This is a genomic window from Streptomyces sp. 2114.4, assembly GCF_900187385.1.
Classification (GTDB): domain Bacteria; phylum Actinomycetota; class Actinomycetes; order Streptomycetales; family Streptomycetaceae; genus Streptomyces; species Streptomyces mooreae.
The window spans coordinates 6,084,139-6,101,517 of sequence record NZ_FYEY01000001.1 but is presented as its reverse complement, the minus strand read 5'-3'; the positions used below and the strand labels follow the sequence as shown (position 1 = coordinate 6,101,517).

The following is a 17,379-nucleotide window of genomic DNA, read 5'->3' as shown; positions in this document are numbered from 1 at the left end:
CGTGGGTGGTGGCGTCGCTCACTGGTCCGCCTCCCCTTCCTCGGTGTCGGCGGCGTCGGTCGGCTCGGTGGGCTCGTAGACGAGCACCGCGCGGTTGTCGGGGCGCAGCCGGGCCTTGGCGACCGCCTGCACCTCCTCGGGAGTGATGTCCAGAACGCGCTGCACGGCGGTCAGCGCCAGCTGCGGGTCGCCGAACAGCACGGCGAAGCGGCACAGTTCGTCGGCGCGGCCGCTGACCGTGGCCAGCCGGTCCAGCCATTCGCGCTCCAGCTGGGCCTGTGCCCGCTCCATCTCCTCCGGGGTGGGGCCCTCGGCGGCGAAGCGGGCCAGCTCCTCGTCGACCGCGCGCTCGATGCCGGGGACCTCCACGCCGCCGGACGTCTTCACGTCCAGCCAGCCCAGCGAGGGCGCGCCGGCCAGCCGCAGCAGGCCGAAGCCGGCCGCCACGGCGCTGCGGTCACGGCGCACCAGCCGGTTGTACAGGCGGGAGGACTCGCCGCCGCCCAGGACGGTCAGCGCGAGATCGGCGGCGTCCGCCTCACGGGTGCCGTCGTGCGGCAGACGGTAGGCCGCCATCAGGGCACGGGCGGGCACGTCCTCCTCGACGACCTCGCGCAGCTCGCCGCCGATGACGTCGGGCAGCGTGCCGTCCCGCGGCGCCTGCTTGCCGTCGTGCGCGGGGATCGAGCCGAAGTACTTCTCGACCCAGGCCAGGGTCTGCTCGGGGTCGATGTCGCCCACGATCGACAGGACGACGTTGTTGGGCGCGTAGTACGTCCGGAAGAACGCCCGCGCGTCCTCCAGGGAGGCCGCGTCCAGATCGGCCATCGACCCGATGGGCGTGTGGTGGTACGGGTGGCCCTCGGGGTACGCCATGGCCGTCAGCTTCTCGAAGGCCGTGCCGTAAGGGACGTTGTCGTAGCGCTGGCGGCGCTCGTTCTTGACGACGTCGCGCTGGTTCTCCATGGACTCGTCGTCGAGCGCGGTCAGCAGCGAGCCCATGCGGTCGGCCTCCAGCCAGAGCGCGAGCTCCAGCTCGTGGGCCGGCATCGTCTCGAAGTAGTTGGTGCGTTCGAAGCTCGTGGTGCCGTTGAGCGAACCGCCGGCGCCCTGCACCAGCTCGAAGTGGCCGTTGCCCTTCACCTGCGCGGAGCCCTGGAACATCAGGTGCTCGAAGAGGTGGGCCAGGCCCGTACGGCCCTTGACCTCGTGGCGGGAGCCGACGTCGTACCACAGGCAGACCGCTGCGACCGGGGTCAGGTGGTCTTCGGAGAGCACCACGCGCAGGCCGTTGGCCAGCCGGTGCTCGGTCGCTGTCAGGCCGCCGGAGCCGGCTTGTTCTGTGGCCGTGTGACCCATGGGCATGTACGTCCCTTCGATCCGCTTGCGAGGAAGTTCTGTCACTGTATGCAAGCGCGTCGGCATCTGGCGAAGTCACCGGGCGGCCGGCCCGGGACCTGCGCCCTCGCGAGCCCGCAGGAGCTGAAGGGGGAGTCGCGGTCGGCGTTGTCAGTGGGGCGGTCCACAATGGTCCGCGTCAGACTCAGACATACTCGCGGGTCGATCCCTCAGCTGGTTGACCCGACTGGTTGACCGTTGTCCCGATGCCGCCTCCCCGGTATCGGCACTAGACGCAGCTAAAGGAGCCGCAGCCGCGATGGCCCGCCGCAGCACGAAGACCCCGCCGCCGGACGACTTCGAGGAGAGGATCCTCGACATCGACGTCGTCGACGAGATGCAGGGTTCCTTCCTCGAGTACGCGTATTCGGTCATCTACTCGCGCGCCCTGCCGGACGCCCGCGACGGCCTCAAGCCCGTGCACCGCCGCATTTTGTACCAGATGAACGAGATGGGGCTCCGGCCCGATCGCGGATACGTCAAGTGCGCCCGCGTCGTCGGCGAGGTGATGGGTAAGCTCCATCCGCACGGCGACGCGTCGATCTACGACGCCCTGGTGCGCATGGCGCAGCCGTTCTCGATGCGGCTGCCGCTCGTCGACGGCCACGGCAACTTCGGTTCGCTGGGCAACGACGACCCGCCCGCCGCGATGCGGTACACCGAGTGCCGGATGGCGTCCGCGACATCCCTGATGACGGAGTCCATCGAAGAGGACACCGTCGACTTCGCGCCGAACTACGACGGCCAGGAGCAGGAACCGGCCGCCCTCCCCGCCGCGTATCCGAACCTCCTGGTCAACGGCGCATCCGGCATCGCCGTCGGGATGGCGACGAACATGCCGCCGCACAACCTGGGCGAGGTCATCGCCGCGGCCCGCCATCTGATCAAGCATCCGAACGCCGACCTCGACACCCTGATGCGCTTCGTGCCGGGTCCGGACCTGCCGACGGGCGGCCGGATCGTGGGCCTCGGCGGCGTACGGGACGCGTACGAGAAGGGCCGCGGCACGTTCAAGATCCGCGCGACGGTCTCGGTGGAGAACGTCACCGCCCGCCGCAAGGGCCTGGTCGTCACCGAACTCCCCTTCACGGTCGGCCCCGAGAAGGTCATCTCCAAGATCAAGGACCTGGTCGGTTCGAAGAAGCTCCAGGGCATCGCGGATGTCAAGGACCTCACCGACCGCGAGCACGGCCTGCGGCTGGTGATCGAGGTCAAGAACGGCTTCAACCCCGAGGCCGTATTGGAGCAGCTGTACAAGCTCACGCCGATGGAGGAGTCCTTCGGCATCAACAACGTCGCGCTGGTGGACGGGCAGCCGCTGACGCTGGGCCTCAAGGAGCTGCTGGAGGTCTACGTCGACCACCGCTTCAACGTGGTGCGGCGGCGCAGCGAGTTCCGGCGGACCAAGCGGCGCGACCGTCTCCACCTGGTCGAGGGCCTGCTGACGGCCCTGGTGGACATCGACGAGGTGATCCGGCTCATCCGCTCCAGCGAGAACAGCGCACAGGCCAAGGAGCGGCTGATCGAGCGGTTCTCGCTGAGCGACATCCAGACGCAGTACATCCTCGACACCCCGCTGCGCCGGCTGACCAAGTTCGACCGTATCGAGCTGGAGTCGGAGCGTGACCGGCTGCAGGACGAGATCGAGAAGCTGACGCGGATCCTGGAGTCGGACGCCGAGCTGCGCAAGCTGGTGTCCGGCGAACTGGCCGCGGTCGCGAAGAAGTACGGCACGGACCGGCGGACGGTCCTGCTGGAGTCGGCGGGCACCTCGGTCGGCGCGGTGCCGCTGGAGGTCTCCGACGACCCGTGCCGGGTGCTGCTGTCCTCGACGGGGCTGCTGGCGCGTACGGTCGCCGGGGACGTGGCCTTCGACGCCGACGCCAAGCGCGTCAAGCACGATGTGATCGTCTCGGCGGTGCCGGCGACGACCCGCGGCGAGGTGGGCGCGGTGACGTCCCTGGGCCGGCTGCTGCGGATCTCGGTGATCGATCTGCCGCAGTTGCCGGAGACCGCGGCGGCGCCCAGTCTCTCGGGGGGCGCGCAGCTCTCGGAGTTCCTGACGCTGGAGGACGGCGAGGAGCTGATCTGTCTCACGACGCTCGACGAGTCGTCGCCGGGCCTGGCGCTCGGCACGGAGCAGGGCGTCGTGAAGCGGGTGGTACCCGACTACCCCGCCCACAAGGAAGAGTTGGAGGTCATCACCCTCAAGGACGGGGACCGCATCGTGGGCGCGGCCGAGCTGCGCACCGGCGAGGAGGATCTGGTCTTCGTCACCAACGAGGCGCAGTTGCTGCGCTATCCGGCGTCGCAGGTGCGGCCGCAGGGCCGGCCCGCGGGGGGCATGGCGGGCGTCAAGCTGGGGGAGGGCGCGAAGGTGATCGCGTTCGCCGCGGTCGATCCGGCCGCCGAGGCCATGGTGTTCACGGTCGCCGGCTCGCACGGCACGCTGGACGACTCGGTGGCGACGGCCAAGCTCACCCCGTTCGACCAGTATCCGCGCAAGGGCCGGGCGACCGGCGGGGTGCGGTGCCAGCGGTTCCTGAAGGGAGAGGATCTTCTCGTCCAGGCGTGGGTGGGACCGGCTCCGGTGCGTGGCGCTGACGCCAAGGGCACCCCGGTCGAGATGCCGGAGGTGGATCCGCGGCGGGACGGCTCGGGTGTGCCGCTGATGAAGCCGGTGGCGGCGCTGGCGGGGCCGGTGTAAGCAGGCGCGTGACGGATGCGGCTGACGCCGCCGGGCCGGTGGAGAACCGGCCCGGCGGCGTCAGCCGTCTTGGGAGTCCTCGTGCGCGGCCACGTACCGCAGCACGCCCCACATGCTGTTCTGGTCGGCGTCCGGCGGTGCGCTCTCGCGGCAGGTGTCCAGTTCCTTGCGCAGGGCCGGTGCGTCGATGCCGCTGCCGATCATGACGAGCTGGGTGCACCGCTCCTCGCCCTTCGGCCAGGGGGCGGGATAAAAGCGCAGGAAGTCACCGACGGCGTGCACCGTGAACTTCTGCCGATTCTCCGGTATGTCGAAGTGGACGAAGCCCTTGATGCGGTAGAGGCCGGCGGGGCGGCTGTCGAGGAAGTCCATGAGGCGGCGCGGGTGCATCGGCTCGGTGGAGGTGAATTCCACGCTCTGATAGGCGGCATGGAGGTGACCTGCGTGGTGGGTGTGGCCGGGGTGGCCGCACCCCTCGTCCGGGCCGTGCACGGAGTCCTCGTTCGCCGCGGTCTCGCGCAGCAGGTCCTCGAAGGACAGCTGGCGGACGGCCGCGTCATGGTCCTCACCCGGCCCACGGTCGAAGAACAGCTCGGGATCGATCTGCCCGTAGGCCGTGCAGATCACGGGCCGGCCGGGAGCAAGGCCCGCGAGGGTGTCCATGAGGTGCTGCCGTGCGGCGTCTCCGATGCGATCGGCTTTGTTGAGCACCACGAGGTCGGCGATGCCCACATGCCGGTCCAGTTCCGGATGCCGGGTCCTGGTGTCCTCGAACTCCGCGGCGTCGACGACCTCGATCAGCCCGCCGTAGACGATCCGGTCGTTGTCACTGGCGAGGATCATCCGGATGAGTTCCTGCGGCTCGGCCAGCCCGCTGGCCTCGATGACGATCACATCGATCCGGGCGGCGGGCCGTGCGAGCCGCTCCAGGTAGGTGTCGAGTTCGCTGGTGTCGACCGCACAGCACAGACAGCCGTTGCCGAGCGAGACCATCGAGTCCACCTGTCCGGCGACGGTCATGGCGTCGATCTCGATGCTGCCGAAGTCATTGACGATCGCACCGATACGGGTGCCGTCGCCGTTGCCGAGGAGGTGGTTGAGCAATGTGGTCTTGCCTGACCCGAGGAAGCCCGCGAGTACGACGACCGGGATCTGTTGCGTGGCCAAGGGGGCGCCTCCATGGTGCGGGTGGCGGGCCGCGCGGACCGGCGGCGGACGAACTGCCGATCGTAACGGAATGCCCGGGCGACGAGCCCGGCCCGCCCCCGCACCGCCTGTGGCGCTCCCCCGCTAGCAGGGCGCGACGACGGGCAGCGGCTGCGGCGGAGGCGGGCCGACATACCGGGCCGCGGGACGAATGATCTTCGAGTCCTCGGCCTGCTCCAGGATGTTGGCGCTCCATCCCACCACGCGGGCCGCGCAGAAGGTGGGCGTGAACATCTCACGCGGCAGCCCGCACAGCTCCATGACGACCCCCGCGTAGAGCTCCACATTGGTGTGCAGCTCACGTCCGGGCTTGAGCTCGGCCAGCAGCTCTTCGACCCTCGCCTCCACCTGGACGGCGAAATCCACGAGCGGCCCACCGATCTGCTCCGCGATACCTCGCAGCATCCTGGAGCGCGGGTCCTCGGTCCGGTACACAGAGTGGCCGAACCCCATGATCCGGTCCCCGCTCAGGACGCGGTCGCGGATCCAGGGGTCGATACGGTCGGGTGTGCCGATGGCGTCGAGCATGTCCAGGGCTCGACTGGGCGCACCACCGTGCAGCGGCCCGGAGAGGGCACCGACGGCACCGACCAGACAGGCCGCGAGATCGGCGCCGGTGGAGGCGATGACGCGTCCGGTGAAGGTCGAGGCGTTGAAGCCGTGATCGATGGTGGAGATCAGATACGCCTCGATCGCCCGGACCCGGTCGGACTCCGGCTCGTCGCCGGTGAGCATGTAGAGGTAGTTGGCGGCGTAGCTCAGATCCGAGCGGGGCTCGACGGGCTGCAGGCCCCGGCCGAGCCGGTGGAGCGCGGTGACCAGGGCCGGTACGGCGGCGCACGCGGCGAGTGCGTCGGCGCGTCGGTGGCCGGCATCGATGTCGTACAGCGGCCGGAAGCCGGCCGTTGCGCCGAGCAGGGACAGGGCGGTGCGCAGCCCTGCGAGGGGGCCTGAGAGCACACCGGCACGAGCGAGGGCGGGCAGCGCATCGCGTACGGCTGCGGGCAGTGGGCGCAAGGCCGCGGTCTCGGCCCTGAAGGCCGCGAGCTGCGCAGCATCGGGCAGCTCCCCGTGGAACATCAGGTACCAGACGTCCTCGAAAGTGCGGGCCGTCGCCAGCTCGACGGCGGAGTACTGGCGGTAGTGGTAAAAGCCCTCGATGCCCCGGACGTCGCCCACGTGGGTCTCGGTGACGATGACGCCCGCAAGCCCACGGGGCGCGTCGATCGGTGTGTTCGCCTCGGCGCTCGGCATTGCTGATCTCCTTGCCCTCAGCTAAATATTGATCCGACTGTCTATGCTTGACTCAACTATTGTCAATATTGATTGAATCAATGTGGATGAGTCTGGATACGGTGAGCCCATGGCGGATCGAGACACGGCACAGGACACGGGCGGGCAGCGACTGAGCACCCGAGAGGCAGCCGACCGGCTGGGCGTGAAGCCGGAGACGGTGTACGCCTATGTCAGCCGCGGCCAGCTGACCAGCCGCCGTGAGCCGGGCGCCCGCGGCAGCACCTTCGACGCGAAGGAGGTCGACGCGCTCGCCCGGCGTGCGGGCCGCCGTGAACCTTCCGCCTCCGGCAGCGAGTTGACGGTCAGAACGGGCATCACACTGATCGACCGCGACCACTGCTACTTCCGCGGCGTCGACTCATCAGAACTCGCCGCCCACTACAGCTACGAAGAAGTAGCCGAGTGGCTGTGGACCGGCGAACTGCGCCCCGGCATCCGTTTCACGGCGCCCCCGGACGCACTGTCGGCCGCCCACCACGCTGTACAGGCACTGCCGGCCCACAGCGGTCCTATGGACCGGCTACGGGTCGCCGCGATCGCCGCTGCGGCCGCCGACCCGCTCCGCTTCGACCTGTCCGAGGACACCGTCGTCGGCACCGCCCGCAACCTCATCCCGACGCTTGTCGACGCGCTGCCGTCGCATAACCCCGAGCAGAGGGCTGACGGCCTCCTCGCCGCGCGCCTCTGGTCACGCCTGACCGCGGAACCCGCCGACGCCGCGGCCCTTCGCGCCCTGGACGCCGCGCTGCTTCTGCTCATCGACCACGACCTCGCCGCCTCGACGCTGGCGGTACGCGTCGCCGCCTCCGCCCGCGCCCATCCGTACGCGATCGTCTCGGCGGGCTTCGGAGCACTGGACGGCGTGCTGCACGGCGCGGCAAGCGGACTCGCCCACCGGATGCTGGCGGAGGCACGGGACCGCGGCAGTGCGGCTGCCGTGGTCGCCGATCACCTGCGAACCGGCCGCCGGGTTCCGGGGCTCGGCCATCCCCTCTACCCGGGCGAGGACCCGCGGGCCCGTACCCTGTTCCGCCTCCTGGAGGACGTACCGCGCGCCCGCCGCGCCCTCCAAGCCGCCCGGCAAGTGGTCACCACCACGGCCCGGCACACGGAGCTGCATGCCAATGTCGATCTCGCGCTCGCCGTACTGACCGTCTCGACAGGCATGCCGGTGGAGGCAGGCGAGACCATCTTCGCCATCGCCCGCACCGCCGGCTGGATCGCCCACGCCCTGGAGGAATACGCCGAACCGCCCCTCCGCATGCGCCCGAGCGGTCGATACCACGGTCCCCGCCCGCCACAGCCACTGCCGTGACGGGAGACTGCCACTGAGCGGGCAACCCTGGGCGGTGCCGGGACACCAGCAGCACCGGCGCCAATGCCAGAACTTGGCGCCGCCGGACCTCACACGAAGGGGCACCTGCCATCACCGCGGGAGATCCGGTTGCCCATTGCCCCGTTGCACACCCACCCGGAACCCGACGCGGGACAGATGAGGTTAGGCTCACCTATGTGAGTACCTGCGCCACCGCTTCTCGTGAATCGGCCGAATCTCTCGCCGGGACCGCGGCCCCTGCCCGGACCTGGTTGCTCATCGAGCAGCCAGGTCCGTGGGGCACCCATGCACTGACGGACAGCCACCTCGACCCTGACGTCGGCCGGGCGCTGGAAACCGCGGCAGAGGGAACAGGTGTACGCGTCGCCCTGATCCGCAGGCCGGGGCGCCACGCCGACCGCCACGGCACCTCCCGGCGACGGCTGTTCCTCGCGCACACCGCGCCGGGAGGGTCCTGGATCCGCACGACTACCGTCACCGACCCGCGGGCGGCCCTCGGGCTGGACTTCGCGGCCCTGGGAGCGGGAGAGCACCACGGCCTCTGGGAGCCGTACATCGGTGAGCCGCTGGTCCTGGTGTGCACCAACGGCAAGCGGGACCGTTGCTGTGCCCTGCTCGGCCGCCCGCTGGCCGCCGAGCTCGCCGCCGGCGGAAACGAGGCCTGGGAGGTCACCCACATCGGAGGCCACCGCTTCTCCCCCACCCTTTTCGTCCTCCCCTACGGCTACGCCTACGGACGGGCCTGGGCCACTCTGGTCAAGGAGGCCGTGGAAAAGGCGCGCGACGGACGGATCACGATCGACCACGCCCGTGGCCGCTCCGCCTGGGACCGGCCGGGCCAGGCCGCCGACCTTGCGGTCCGCGAGCTGATCGGGGAGGACCTGGCGGACGCACTCGACGTCGTACGGACCGACACGGTGTGGCCCGAACCGAGGTCGGCCGACAGCCTGACGCCCGGCAGTGCGACCTTTGCCGGAGCCTCCGCCGCCTGGGCGGTTACCGTGGCGCACTCCGACGGCCGCGTCTGGCGGGTCGTCGTCGAACAGCGGACCGATGGTGCTGCGGCGCCCGCCAGCTGTGGTGCGCCGCTCGGTCCACCGGCGCGTATGGCGGTTATCTCGATCAGTGCGGCGAGCGGCATGCCGCAAAGGACGATCCAAGCCGTCGGCAGGTGACTTGGCGGACTCGCCGAGACGCTTACCGGGTACTTCCCCACCCCGCGTTTCCGCCTCAGGAGGCAGACACGGACCACCACACGGACCGATCCGCGGCTTGCCCGGAAGGCGACGGCCGCTCCGACCACATGCCGCCCCGCCGGACGCGCGAACGGCACCCGGCAGCGGAAGACTGCTCCACGACCAGCTGAGTCGGCAGACCAGCCGCACCGACCAGCTACGCCGGGACCGTCCGCCCGCGCCCCAGCGACCGAACGGCACACGCCCCTCCCTCTTCGACACATTGAGCCACGCCCCGTGGCTGCCCTCCCCCATCGACCGCATGACCGCTCCCCTCCGCACGCACACCGCGCAACACAGACCGACCGGCCGGCCGCACCCCTACGCAAGGCCCAGCCGCCCGCACACCGTGCGAAGTTACGCGCGCGCAATCCGCAACCGAAAGGCCTGTGGATAACCGCTTCTGCCTCCTCCCGGCCCTCGATGCAGCGCATCTGACCTGCTTCTTCGTCGCTGGAGTCTGCCTCTGCCACCGATCGGCGGGACCCCGCTTACGTCATCTCACGCCGAGATGCCGATGGCCTCCCTCCTGCTGGGAATTGCTGGGATGAGCCCGGGGCCGAGCGCGACGAGCTGACGGGGCGGCCATGAGTCGCGGCATTGGCGTCGCGTCGGCCAGCCAGCAGCGCGCGCCACCTTCTGCGGCTCGCGACGAGCGGGGGCCTCGCAAGTCGCCGCTCGGACACCCTCCGAATTCGCTCCGTCAGGTATTACCGGCCGACCCATCTCCCCGCTTACTGTTCGTCCGTATGGGCGAGAAGGAAGCGTCGGTCCCCCGCCCGAGCGCCGTAGAGCCCTCGGGTCCCGCCCCGTTTCCCACCGAGACGGTCTCCGACGCCCACAGCAACGAGCCACTCAGCGCCCCGCAGACGACTGCCGATCTACAGGCTGTCGGCACTCGGTCCCTGGTCGGCCACGGCCCTACCGACCACACAACGCGCCGGCCAAGGCCCCGGCTGGGGTGGCCTCGGCGGGTTTTCTCTCAGGTGCTGATGGTGCAGCTGGCCATCGCAGCGGGTGTCACGGCCCTGGCGACCGGTCTGTTCCTTGCCCCGCTCAGTGCGCAGCTCGACGACCAGGCGATGCGCCGCGCCCTCGCCATCGCACAGACCACCGCGGCCGAGCCTCGCCTTGACGATGCCCTGGAGTCCTCCCGTCCGACGCGCCACGGCCCCGTACAGCACGAGGCGGAGCGGATTCGCGCCGCCACCGGCGCCGAGTACGTGGTGATCATGGACAAACAGGGGGTGCGCTGGTCGCATACCGACCCCGATGAGATCGGCCGCCACGTCTCCACCGATCCGAGCATCGCGCTCTCCGGCCAGGAGGTGATGCAGATCGATGAGGGCACCCTGGGCAGGTCCGCACGAGGCAAGGTCCCGCTCCGTGACGAGGACGGCAAGGTCGTCGGCGCCGTCTCCGTGGGCATTGCGTACGAGAGCGTGCAAGAACGGCTGCTCTCCACCGTCCCCCAGTTGCTCGCTTACGCGGGCGGAGCGCTAGCCGTGGGCGCGCTCGCCGCCTATCTCGTCGCCCGCCGGCTCCAGCGCCGCACCCACGACCTGGCGTTCTCCGACATCTCCGCATTGGTGGTCGAGCGGGAGGCGATGCTGCACGGTATCCGGGAAGGGTTCCTCGCCCTCGACAAGAACGGCCGCATCCGTCTGCTGAACGACGAGGCGCAGCGTCTCCTGGATCTCCATGCCGAGGACACCGGCCGCCCCTTGGACGCGGTCCTGCCTCCCGGCCGTACAACGGACGTCCTGGCAGGCCGCGTGTCGGGAGCAGACCTACTGACCGTCAGCGGGCACCGGGTCCTGGTGGCGAACCGTATGCCGACAGGCGACGGCGGTGCCGTGGTCACCCTGCGCGACCGTACCGAGCTGGAGCGGCTGGGGCGTGAACTGGACGGCACCCGCGGCCTCATCGACGCCCTCCGGGCCCAGGACCACGAGCACGCCAACCGGCTGCACACCCTCCTCGGCCTGCTCGAACTCGGTCTGCACGAGGAGGCAGTGGAGTTTGTGACGCAGGCCGTGGGCGTGCACCATGCGACTGCCGAGCAGGTCACCGAGCGCATCCACGATCCGCTGCTGGCTGCGCTGCTGGTGGGCAAGGCCACGGTCGCCACCGAGCGCGGCGCCTCCCTGCGCATCTCCCCCCGTACACACCTGCCCGACCGCCTGGTCGACCCGCACAGCCTGGTCACCGTCCTCGGCAACCTCGTCGATAACGCGCTGGACGCCACGTCGGGTGAGCGTGACGCGCAACTGGAAGCGGAGGTCCGCGCCGACGGTCGTACCGCCATCGTGCGCGTCAGCGACAACGGCCCGGGCGTGCCCGAAGAGCGCCGCGGGGAGATCTTCACCGAGGGCTGGACGACGAAGGAACCGCCTGCCCACGGGCAGCGCGGCATCGGCCTCGCGCTCGTAAGGCGCCTCGCCGAGCGCTACGGAGGCAGTGTCGAGGTGGGCGAGCGCCGCGGTGGCGGAGCGGTATTCACCGTGACGCTCCCCGACGCACTGTCCGGAGAGCTTCCCGCAGCGCACGAAGCAACCCTCCAGCAAGCAGGCACGGACTCTCGCACCACCAGAGGGTCCGAAGGGGGCGCTCGTCGCCCCGACGGCTCCACGGAGGCCGCCAGATGATCGACGTACTGGTCGTGGACGACGATGTGCAGGTCGCGAAGATCAACGCTGCTTATGTCGCGAAGATCGAGGGCTTCCGTGTCAGTTGCCTCGCGCACACGGCCGCTGAGGCCCTTGCCGCCCTTGAGGCCCGCTCCGTCGATCTGATCCTTCTGGATCATTACCTCCCCGACAGAACAGGGCTCCAACTGGTCGGCGACCTACGGCGGCGCGGCCTGGTCACCGACGTGATCATGGTGACGGCGGCGCGCGATATCGCCACCGTGCAGGCCGCGATGCGCCACGGTGCGCTGCAGTACCTCGTCAAGCCTTTCACCTTCGCAGGCCTGCGCTCCAAGTTGTTGGGATACGCGGCGCTGCATCGCACCTTTGCGGGTGGCGGAGTGGCCGAACAGTCCGAAGTGGATCGGATCTTCGGGGCGCTGGGAGCCGCCAACGCGGGTCCCTCCGAGCTGCCGAAGGGGCACTCCACCGCCACCGCCGATCGGGTGCGCTCGGTGCTGCGCTCCGCGGGCGCCCCGCTGTCGGCGCAGGACGTCGCCCTCCAGGCAGGGCTGAGCCGGCAGACCGCACAGCGCTACCTCAAACTCCTGGAACGCACCGGGCGGGTGCGCCTCACACTCAAGTACGGCGAGACCGGCCGCCCCGAGCACCGCTACGAGTGGGCCTAGCCAGAAGAATGAACGCCACGGTGAGCCGATGGGTATCGGGAAGCCGGTGTACGGGTAGGGCGTCGCAGCCACGCGACAGGTGACCTGCGACGCCCGTCCGGACCAGGGCCAGGGCCGGCCCGACCCTGGTGTACCGGAATGTGTCGAACGGGCCTAAGCCGCCCCTGCCCCTGTCAGCGCCCGTACCTCCGTCTCTGCATGCCGTGCCTCATCGGCGGCCTCCGGGGAGAGCACCGTTCCCAGCCACCCCATCAGGAAGCCCAACGGGATCGATACGACGCCGGGGTTGTCGAGCGGGAAGAAGGCAAAGTCCAACCCGGGAAAAAGTGACTCCTGGCTGCCGGAGACCACCGGTGAGAGAACGACCAGAGTGATCGCCGGGATCAGACCGCCGTATACGGACCAGACCGCGCCCCGGGTCGTGAAGCGGCGCCAGAAGAGCGTGTACAGCAGGACCGGCAGATTGGCCGATGCGGCAACGGCGAAGGCCAGGCCCACCAGGAAGGCGACATTGAGGTCCTGAGCCAGCAGGGCGAGGCCGATCGCAACCGCACCGACGGCCACCGCTGCGATGCGCGCCACGGTCACCTCGGCCCGCTGGGCATCCTGCGCCGTGCCGCGCGGACGCCGTAGCGAGGCATACAGGTCGTGCGCGACGGAAGCCGACGAGGCGAGCGTGATGCCGGCGACCACGGCCAGGATGGTCGCGAACGCGACTGCCGCCACTACGGCGAAGAGAACCGTGCCGCCGGTCGACCCCGCGCCGCCTCCCAGATCCAGGGCGAGCAGCGGGACGGCAGTGTTGCCGGCCGTATTGGACGTACGGACGGCGTCGCTGCCGAGTACCGCCGCAGCACCGAAGCCAAGCACGATGGTCATCAAGTAGAAGCCACCGATCAGCCCGATGGACCAGACGACTGATCGACGGGCGGAACGTGCCGTGGGAACGGTGTAGAAGCGGGAGAGGATGTGCGGCAGCCCGGCGGTTCCCAGGACGAGCGCGATGCCGAGGCTGATGAAGTCCAGCCGAGAGATCCAGTCCTCACCGTATTTGAGGCCCGGTGCGAGGAAGTCACGACCGTGGCCGCTGCGTTCGGCGGCGGTGTTCAGCAGGACGTTGAAGTCGCCGTGAAACCGGACGAGTACCAGGACGGTCAGAGCGATGGCGCCACCCATGAGGAGCACTGCCTTGACGATCTGGATCCAGGTGGTGGCCCGCATCCCGCCGAAGGCGACGTAGACCACCATCAAGGCACCGACCCCGATTACCATCCAGGTACGGGCCTGCTGGCCCGCGCCCCCCAGGAGCAGGGCGACCAGGCTGCCGGCCCCGACCATCTGCGCCACCAGATAGAGCACCGACACGGTGACGGAGGCCGCCCCGGCCGCCATACGGACGGGGCGTTCCCGCATCCGGGCCGCGACGACATCGGCGAGGGTGAACCTGCCGCAGTTGCGGACCAGTTCGGCGACGAGGAAGAGGACGACGAGCCAGGCGACGAGGAAGCCGACCGAGTACAACAGGCCGTCGTAACCGAAGAGGGCGATCAGGCCAGAAATGCCGAGGAAGGACGCGGCGGACATGTAGTCCCCCGCGATGGCGAAACCGTTCTCCATCGGAGAGAAGAGCCTCCCTCCCGCGTAGAACTCTTCGGCGGAGCCGTGCCTGCGACGGCTCACCCAGGTGGTGATCGCCAGGGTGATGGCGATGAACACGCTGAACAGAACCCAGGCAAGGGCCTGGTGGTCGTCGGTCACCGTACGTTCCCTCCGGTGAGCTCCTGGGTTTCCCAGCGGATGTCGAGTGCAGCGCTGTCCCTGCGCAGTCGGGCATGGCGCGCGTACGCCCAGGTCAGCAGGAATGTTGTGGCGAACTGACCGAGTCCGGCCAGCATCGCGACATTCAGGGCGCCGGCGACACGGTGGGCCATGAGCCCGGGCGCGGCGGTCGCCGCGATCACATAGGCGAGGTACCAGGCCAGAAAGACCGCTGTGCCGGGCAGGACGAACCGCCGGTAGCGGCGGCGCACCTCCTGGAAGGCCACGCTTCTTTGCACCGCGAGATAGATCTCGTCATACGGCGAGGACCGCTCGTCCTCGGGTACTGATACCGGCTGGGGTGACTGCCCGCCGCCCCACTCGGCCGCTGCCTCCGCTGCGTCGTCCAGCTCGCCCCACCCGGAGGCGAGAGCGTCGTACCAGGGGTCGTCGAGCCGTACGCCCCCTGATTCACCGGCCGAGCGGCCGTCCTGCTTGTCCACCGAACTCTCCTTGGTGCACGGGGCTGTTGTCCGTGCGACCCAAGGTTGGACAGAAAGGAAGATCCGGGACTCTTCATTCCGAACCCTTCACCCCATCAGGTGATGGGCTGTCCGGGCGGCTGCGCCAGGCCGTGGCGGTACGCGTAGTGGATGGCTTGAGCCCGGTCCCGCAGCCCTGCTTTGGCGAAGAGATTGTTGATGTGTGTCTTCACCGTCGCGGTGGAGACGTGCAGCGTCCGCGCGATCTCCGGATTGGACTGGCCATCGGCAACCAGCCGCAGCACCTCCACCTCGCGGGCGGTCAGGCCGTCCGGGGCCACGTCCGGCGGTTGCGGCAGGGGCCGTACGGGCTCCGCCACCCGCTCCAGCAGCCTGCGCTGGATCGTGGGCGACAGACCCGCTTCGCCCGAGAGCACACCGTCTATGGCGCGGACGATCTCATCGCCGTCCGCATCCTTGGTCAGATAGCCACGGGCGCCGGCCTGCAGTGCAGGAAAGAGCGAGTCGTCGTCCGCATAGGTGGTGAGCACGACGACCTGAGTACCGGGGTGCTCGGCACGGATGCGCCGGGTGGCCTCGACACCGTCACAGCGCGGCATGCGCAGGTCCATCAGCACGACGTCGGGGCGGAGTTCGGCGACGAGCCGGATGGCGTCCACGCCGTCCGCGGCCGACCCGACGACCTCGATGCCCGGCAGCAGTCCCAGCAGCATCACGATTCCCTCGCGCACCACGGTCTGGTCATCGGCGACCACCACCCGTGTCACTGTGCGTGCCGTCATACCGGCACCCGCAGCCGCAGCCGCAGCCGCACCACGAAACCCCCCTCGTCGGGGCCGGAATCCAGCGTTCCACCGAGAAGTTCGGCGCGCTCCCGCATCCCGAGCAGACCGTATCCGGAGCCGCTGTCCCCGAGCTCGCCGGGCTGCCGCGGCCGCCGAAGTCACGCACCTCCAGCCCTACGCCGTCCCTCCCGTACTCCAGCCGCACGTTCACCCGTGCCCCCGGGGCGTGCTTGCGTACGTTCGTCAGCGCCTCCTGAGCGACCCTGCGGACCGCGAGGCCCGCCTCCGCCGGCAAGGCACGACCCTCGCCCGCCACCTCCAGCCGAATGCCCTCAGCGGCCGTCAGGCGGCGCAGAAAGTCCTCGACCGGGGTCACTCCCCGCGTAGCGCGGAAAGTGCCTCACGGGTGCCGTCCAGCCCTTCACGGGCCATCCCCCGGCATGCGACCACCCTGTCCAGGAGCTGATCACGGTCCGCCTCGAGGTCGGTGCTGCGCTGGATCAGCTGCCGCGCCGCCTCCAGGTGCACCAGTTGGGCGCTGAGGCTGTGGGCGAGGACGTCGTGGATCTCTCGCGCGATCCGCCCGCGTTCGGTGAGCGCCGCCGATTCAGCCTCCGCCTTGCGGGCAGCCCGTTCCTGGGCCAGCAGTCGCTGGGCGTTGCCGCGGGCCTCGGCGTCCAGCCGTACGACATAGCCCGCCAGCGCCAGACCCACCGTGGTCGCGGTGGTCGCGATCCAGTCGCCGTGGCCCAGCACTGCGTACGCGCCGAGGGCCGCGACGGCGCACAGTACCGCGAAGCTGAGCGGAAGCCGCTCCAAGGCGATGACGGCACAGGCACACCACAGCACGATCGCGGGCACCTGCGCCCCGGCGAAAGCGAAGCCGAAGGCCGCCGCCACCAGTAGTGCGAACAGCCCGATGGATGGCCACAGACGGCGGGCCAGCGTCATGCGGAAGAAGCCGCGGAAAACCAGGACGGTGACGGCCATGCCGGCACACGCCGCCACCCGACCCCAACCGGTGAAGCCCGGCCCCGTCAAAGTGATCCACACCAGGCCGGCGAGTACCACGACACGCACCGCTCGGCCGATCCACACACGGGCGCCGCTGACGCCCTCACGGGACAGCGACTCCCGCAGGGGCCACCTCGTCCAGTAGTTCAGCGGCACGTACGGTCCTTCCCAGCGCGTGCGGGGAGGGGCGTCAGCCCGCAACAGGGACACGGTACGTCTGCTGCAGGGCCTGGGCCCGCCAGGTGGTGACACCGGCACGGGTCAGCAGCATCGCCGCAACGGAGAGCATGGTGGCCGCGCCGCCCTGGTGGACCCCCATGGCCGCGGCGATCCCCATGAGACCGAGGCGCAGCACCATGCCGCACAGCCACACACCGGCCGCCGCCCAGCCTCCTTTGCTCCAGACCGCGCCGTCCGCGTCCGTCCAGATGCGTATCGTCCACGCCCAGCCGACGCCGCAGGCCAGCCCGATAAGGATCTCCCCGCCGAGCAGGACGGCGGACGCCGCGTGGTGCCCAGGATCCAGGAGGCCGGGCTGCCGCAGCGCCAGGACCGTCAGAACGACCGGAATAAGCCACCACTTCTTGCCCTCCGACGTGACACGCCGCGCCGAGAACTGCCGGATGAACACCCAGGCAACCGCCGCGGTGATCACAACGATGTTGAGCAAGTCGTTCATGGACTCAGGCCCTCCGCAGGACGGGGAATTCGACGTTTCCGACGCTACGGAGCGGTGCCGGCGGCCGGATCGGAGCCAGGGTGGGGGCCGGGTGGAAACGCCACGGGCGCCCGTCCACCCAGGGGTGGAGGGGCGCCCGTCGG

The 17,379-nt window shown here is 69.9% G+C and carries 12 protein-coding genes and 1 pseudogene; 5 read left to right on the top strand and 8 right to left on the bottom strand.

Annotation, left to right across the window (positions count from 1 at the left end; all coding sequences use genetic code 11):
* Positions 1 to 18 precede the first annotated feature (18 nt).
* Positions 19 to 1,359 carry a pitrilysin family protein gene (locus CFW40_RS26880; RefSeq protein ID WP_088800441.1) on the bottom strand — a complete coding sequence of 447 codons (1,341 nt, stop codon included), beginning with the start codon at positions 1,357 to 1,359 and terminating at the stop codon, positions 19 to 21.
* A 298-nt stretch (positions 1,360 to 1,657) separates the two neighbouring features.
* Here CFW40_RS26880 and CFW40_RS26875 point away from each other — a divergent pair, with 298 nt between their 5' ends.
* Entirely contained in the window at positions 1,658 to 4,105 is a 2,448-nt protein-coding gene (locus CFW40_RS26875) for a DNA topoisomerase (ATP-hydrolyzing) subunit A (protein ID WP_088800440.1), read from the top strand.
* A gap of 60 nt (positions 4,106 to 4,165) precedes the next feature.
* On the opposite strand, the gene CFW40_RS26870 is transcribed toward CFW40_RS26875, so the two are convergent.
* Entirely contained in the window at positions 4,166 to 5,272 is a 1,107-nt protein-coding gene (locus CFW40_RS26870; RefSeq protein ID WP_088800439.1) for a GTP-binding protein, read from the bottom strand.
* Between the two features lie 123 nt (positions 5,273 to 5,395).
* Positions 5,396 to 6,565: a citrate synthase/methylcitrate synthase gene (locus CFW40_RS26865; protein ID WP_088800438.1), complete on the bottom strand. Its 1,170-nt coding sequence runs from the start codon at positions 6,563 to 6,565 to the stop codon at positions 5,396 to 5,398.
* Positions 6,566 to 6,674: 109 nt separating this feature from the next.
* On the opposite strand from CFW40_RS26865, the gene CFW40_RS26860 reads away from it, so the two are divergent.
* The 4 genes from CFW40_RS26860 (at position 6,675) to CFW40_RS26845 (ending at position 12,497) form a co-directional block, all read left to right on the top strand.
* Positions 6,675 to 7,922: a citrate synthase gene (locus CFW40_RS26860; protein ID WP_088800437.1), complete on the top strand. Its 1,248-nt coding sequence runs from the start codon at positions 6,675 to 6,677 to the stop codon at positions 7,920 to 7,922.
* Between the two features lie 197 nt (positions 7,923 to 8,119).
* The gene (locus CFW40_RS26855; protein WP_088800436.1) at positions 8,120 to 9,118 is read left to right on the top strand and encodes a sucrase ferredoxin; all 999 of its coding nucleotides are present in this window, start codon (positions 8,120 to 8,122) and stop codon (positions 9,116 to 9,118) included.
* 1,052 nt (positions 9,119 to 10,170) lie between these two features.
* On the top strand, positions 10,171 to 11,826 hold the full coding sequence (locus tag CFW40_RS26850; RefSeq protein ID WP_088800435.1) for a sensor histidine kinase: 1,656 nt from the start codon (positions 10,171 to 10,173) through the stop codon (positions 11,824 to 11,826).
* Positions 11,823 to 12,497: a response regulator gene (locus CFW40_RS26845; protein WP_088800434.1), complete on the top strand. Its 675-nt coding sequence runs from the start codon at positions 11,823 to 11,825 to the stop codon at positions 12,495 to 12,497. Before CFW40_RS26850 ends, CFW40_RS26845 begins: the two co-directional genes overlap by 4 nt.
* Before the next feature lie 153 nt (positions 12,498 to 12,650).
* Here the strand turns inward: CFW40_RS26845 and CFW40_RS26840 are convergent, their stop codons facing one another.
* The 5 genes and pseudogenes from CFW40_RS26840 to CFW40_RS26820 form a co-directional block, all read right to left on the bottom strand.
* Positions 12,651 to 14,255 carry a cation acetate symporter gene (locus tag CFW40_RS26840; RefSeq protein WP_088800433.1) on the bottom strand — a complete coding sequence of 535 codons (1,605 nt, stop codon included), beginning with the start codon at positions 14,253 to 14,255 and terminating at the stop codon, positions 12,651 to 12,653.
* Positions 14,252 to 14,758 (bottom strand): DUF485 domain-containing protein, encoded by a 507-nt coding sequence (locus CFW40_RS26835; RefSeq protein ID WP_088800432.1) that lies wholly within the window; start codon positions 14,756 to 14,758, stop codon positions 14,252 to 14,254. The genes CFW40_RS26840 and CFW40_RS26835 overlap by 4 nt, the downstream gene beginning before the upstream one ends.
* Positions 14,759 to 14,853: 95 nt before the next feature.
* Positions 14,854 to 15,540, bottom strand: a complete 687-nt coding sequence (locus tag CFW40_RS26830; protein ID WP_088800431.1) for a response regulator transcription factor — start codon at positions 15,538 to 15,540, stop codon at positions 14,854 to 14,856.
* Positions 15,537 to 16,713, bottom strand: a pseudogene (locus CFW40_RS26825) (sensor histidine kinase). The gene CFW40_RS26830 and the pseudogene CFW40_RS26825 overlap by 4 nt, the downstream one beginning before the upstream one ends.
* Positions 16,714 to 16,747: 34 nt before the next feature.
* Positions 16,748 to 17,236: a DUF1453 domain-containing protein gene (locus CFW40_RS26820; RefSeq protein ID WP_088800430.1), complete on the bottom strand. Its 489-nt coding sequence runs from the start codon at positions 17,234 to 17,236 to the stop codon at positions 16,748 to 16,750.
* Positions 17,237 to 17,379: the final 143 nt, after the last annotated feature.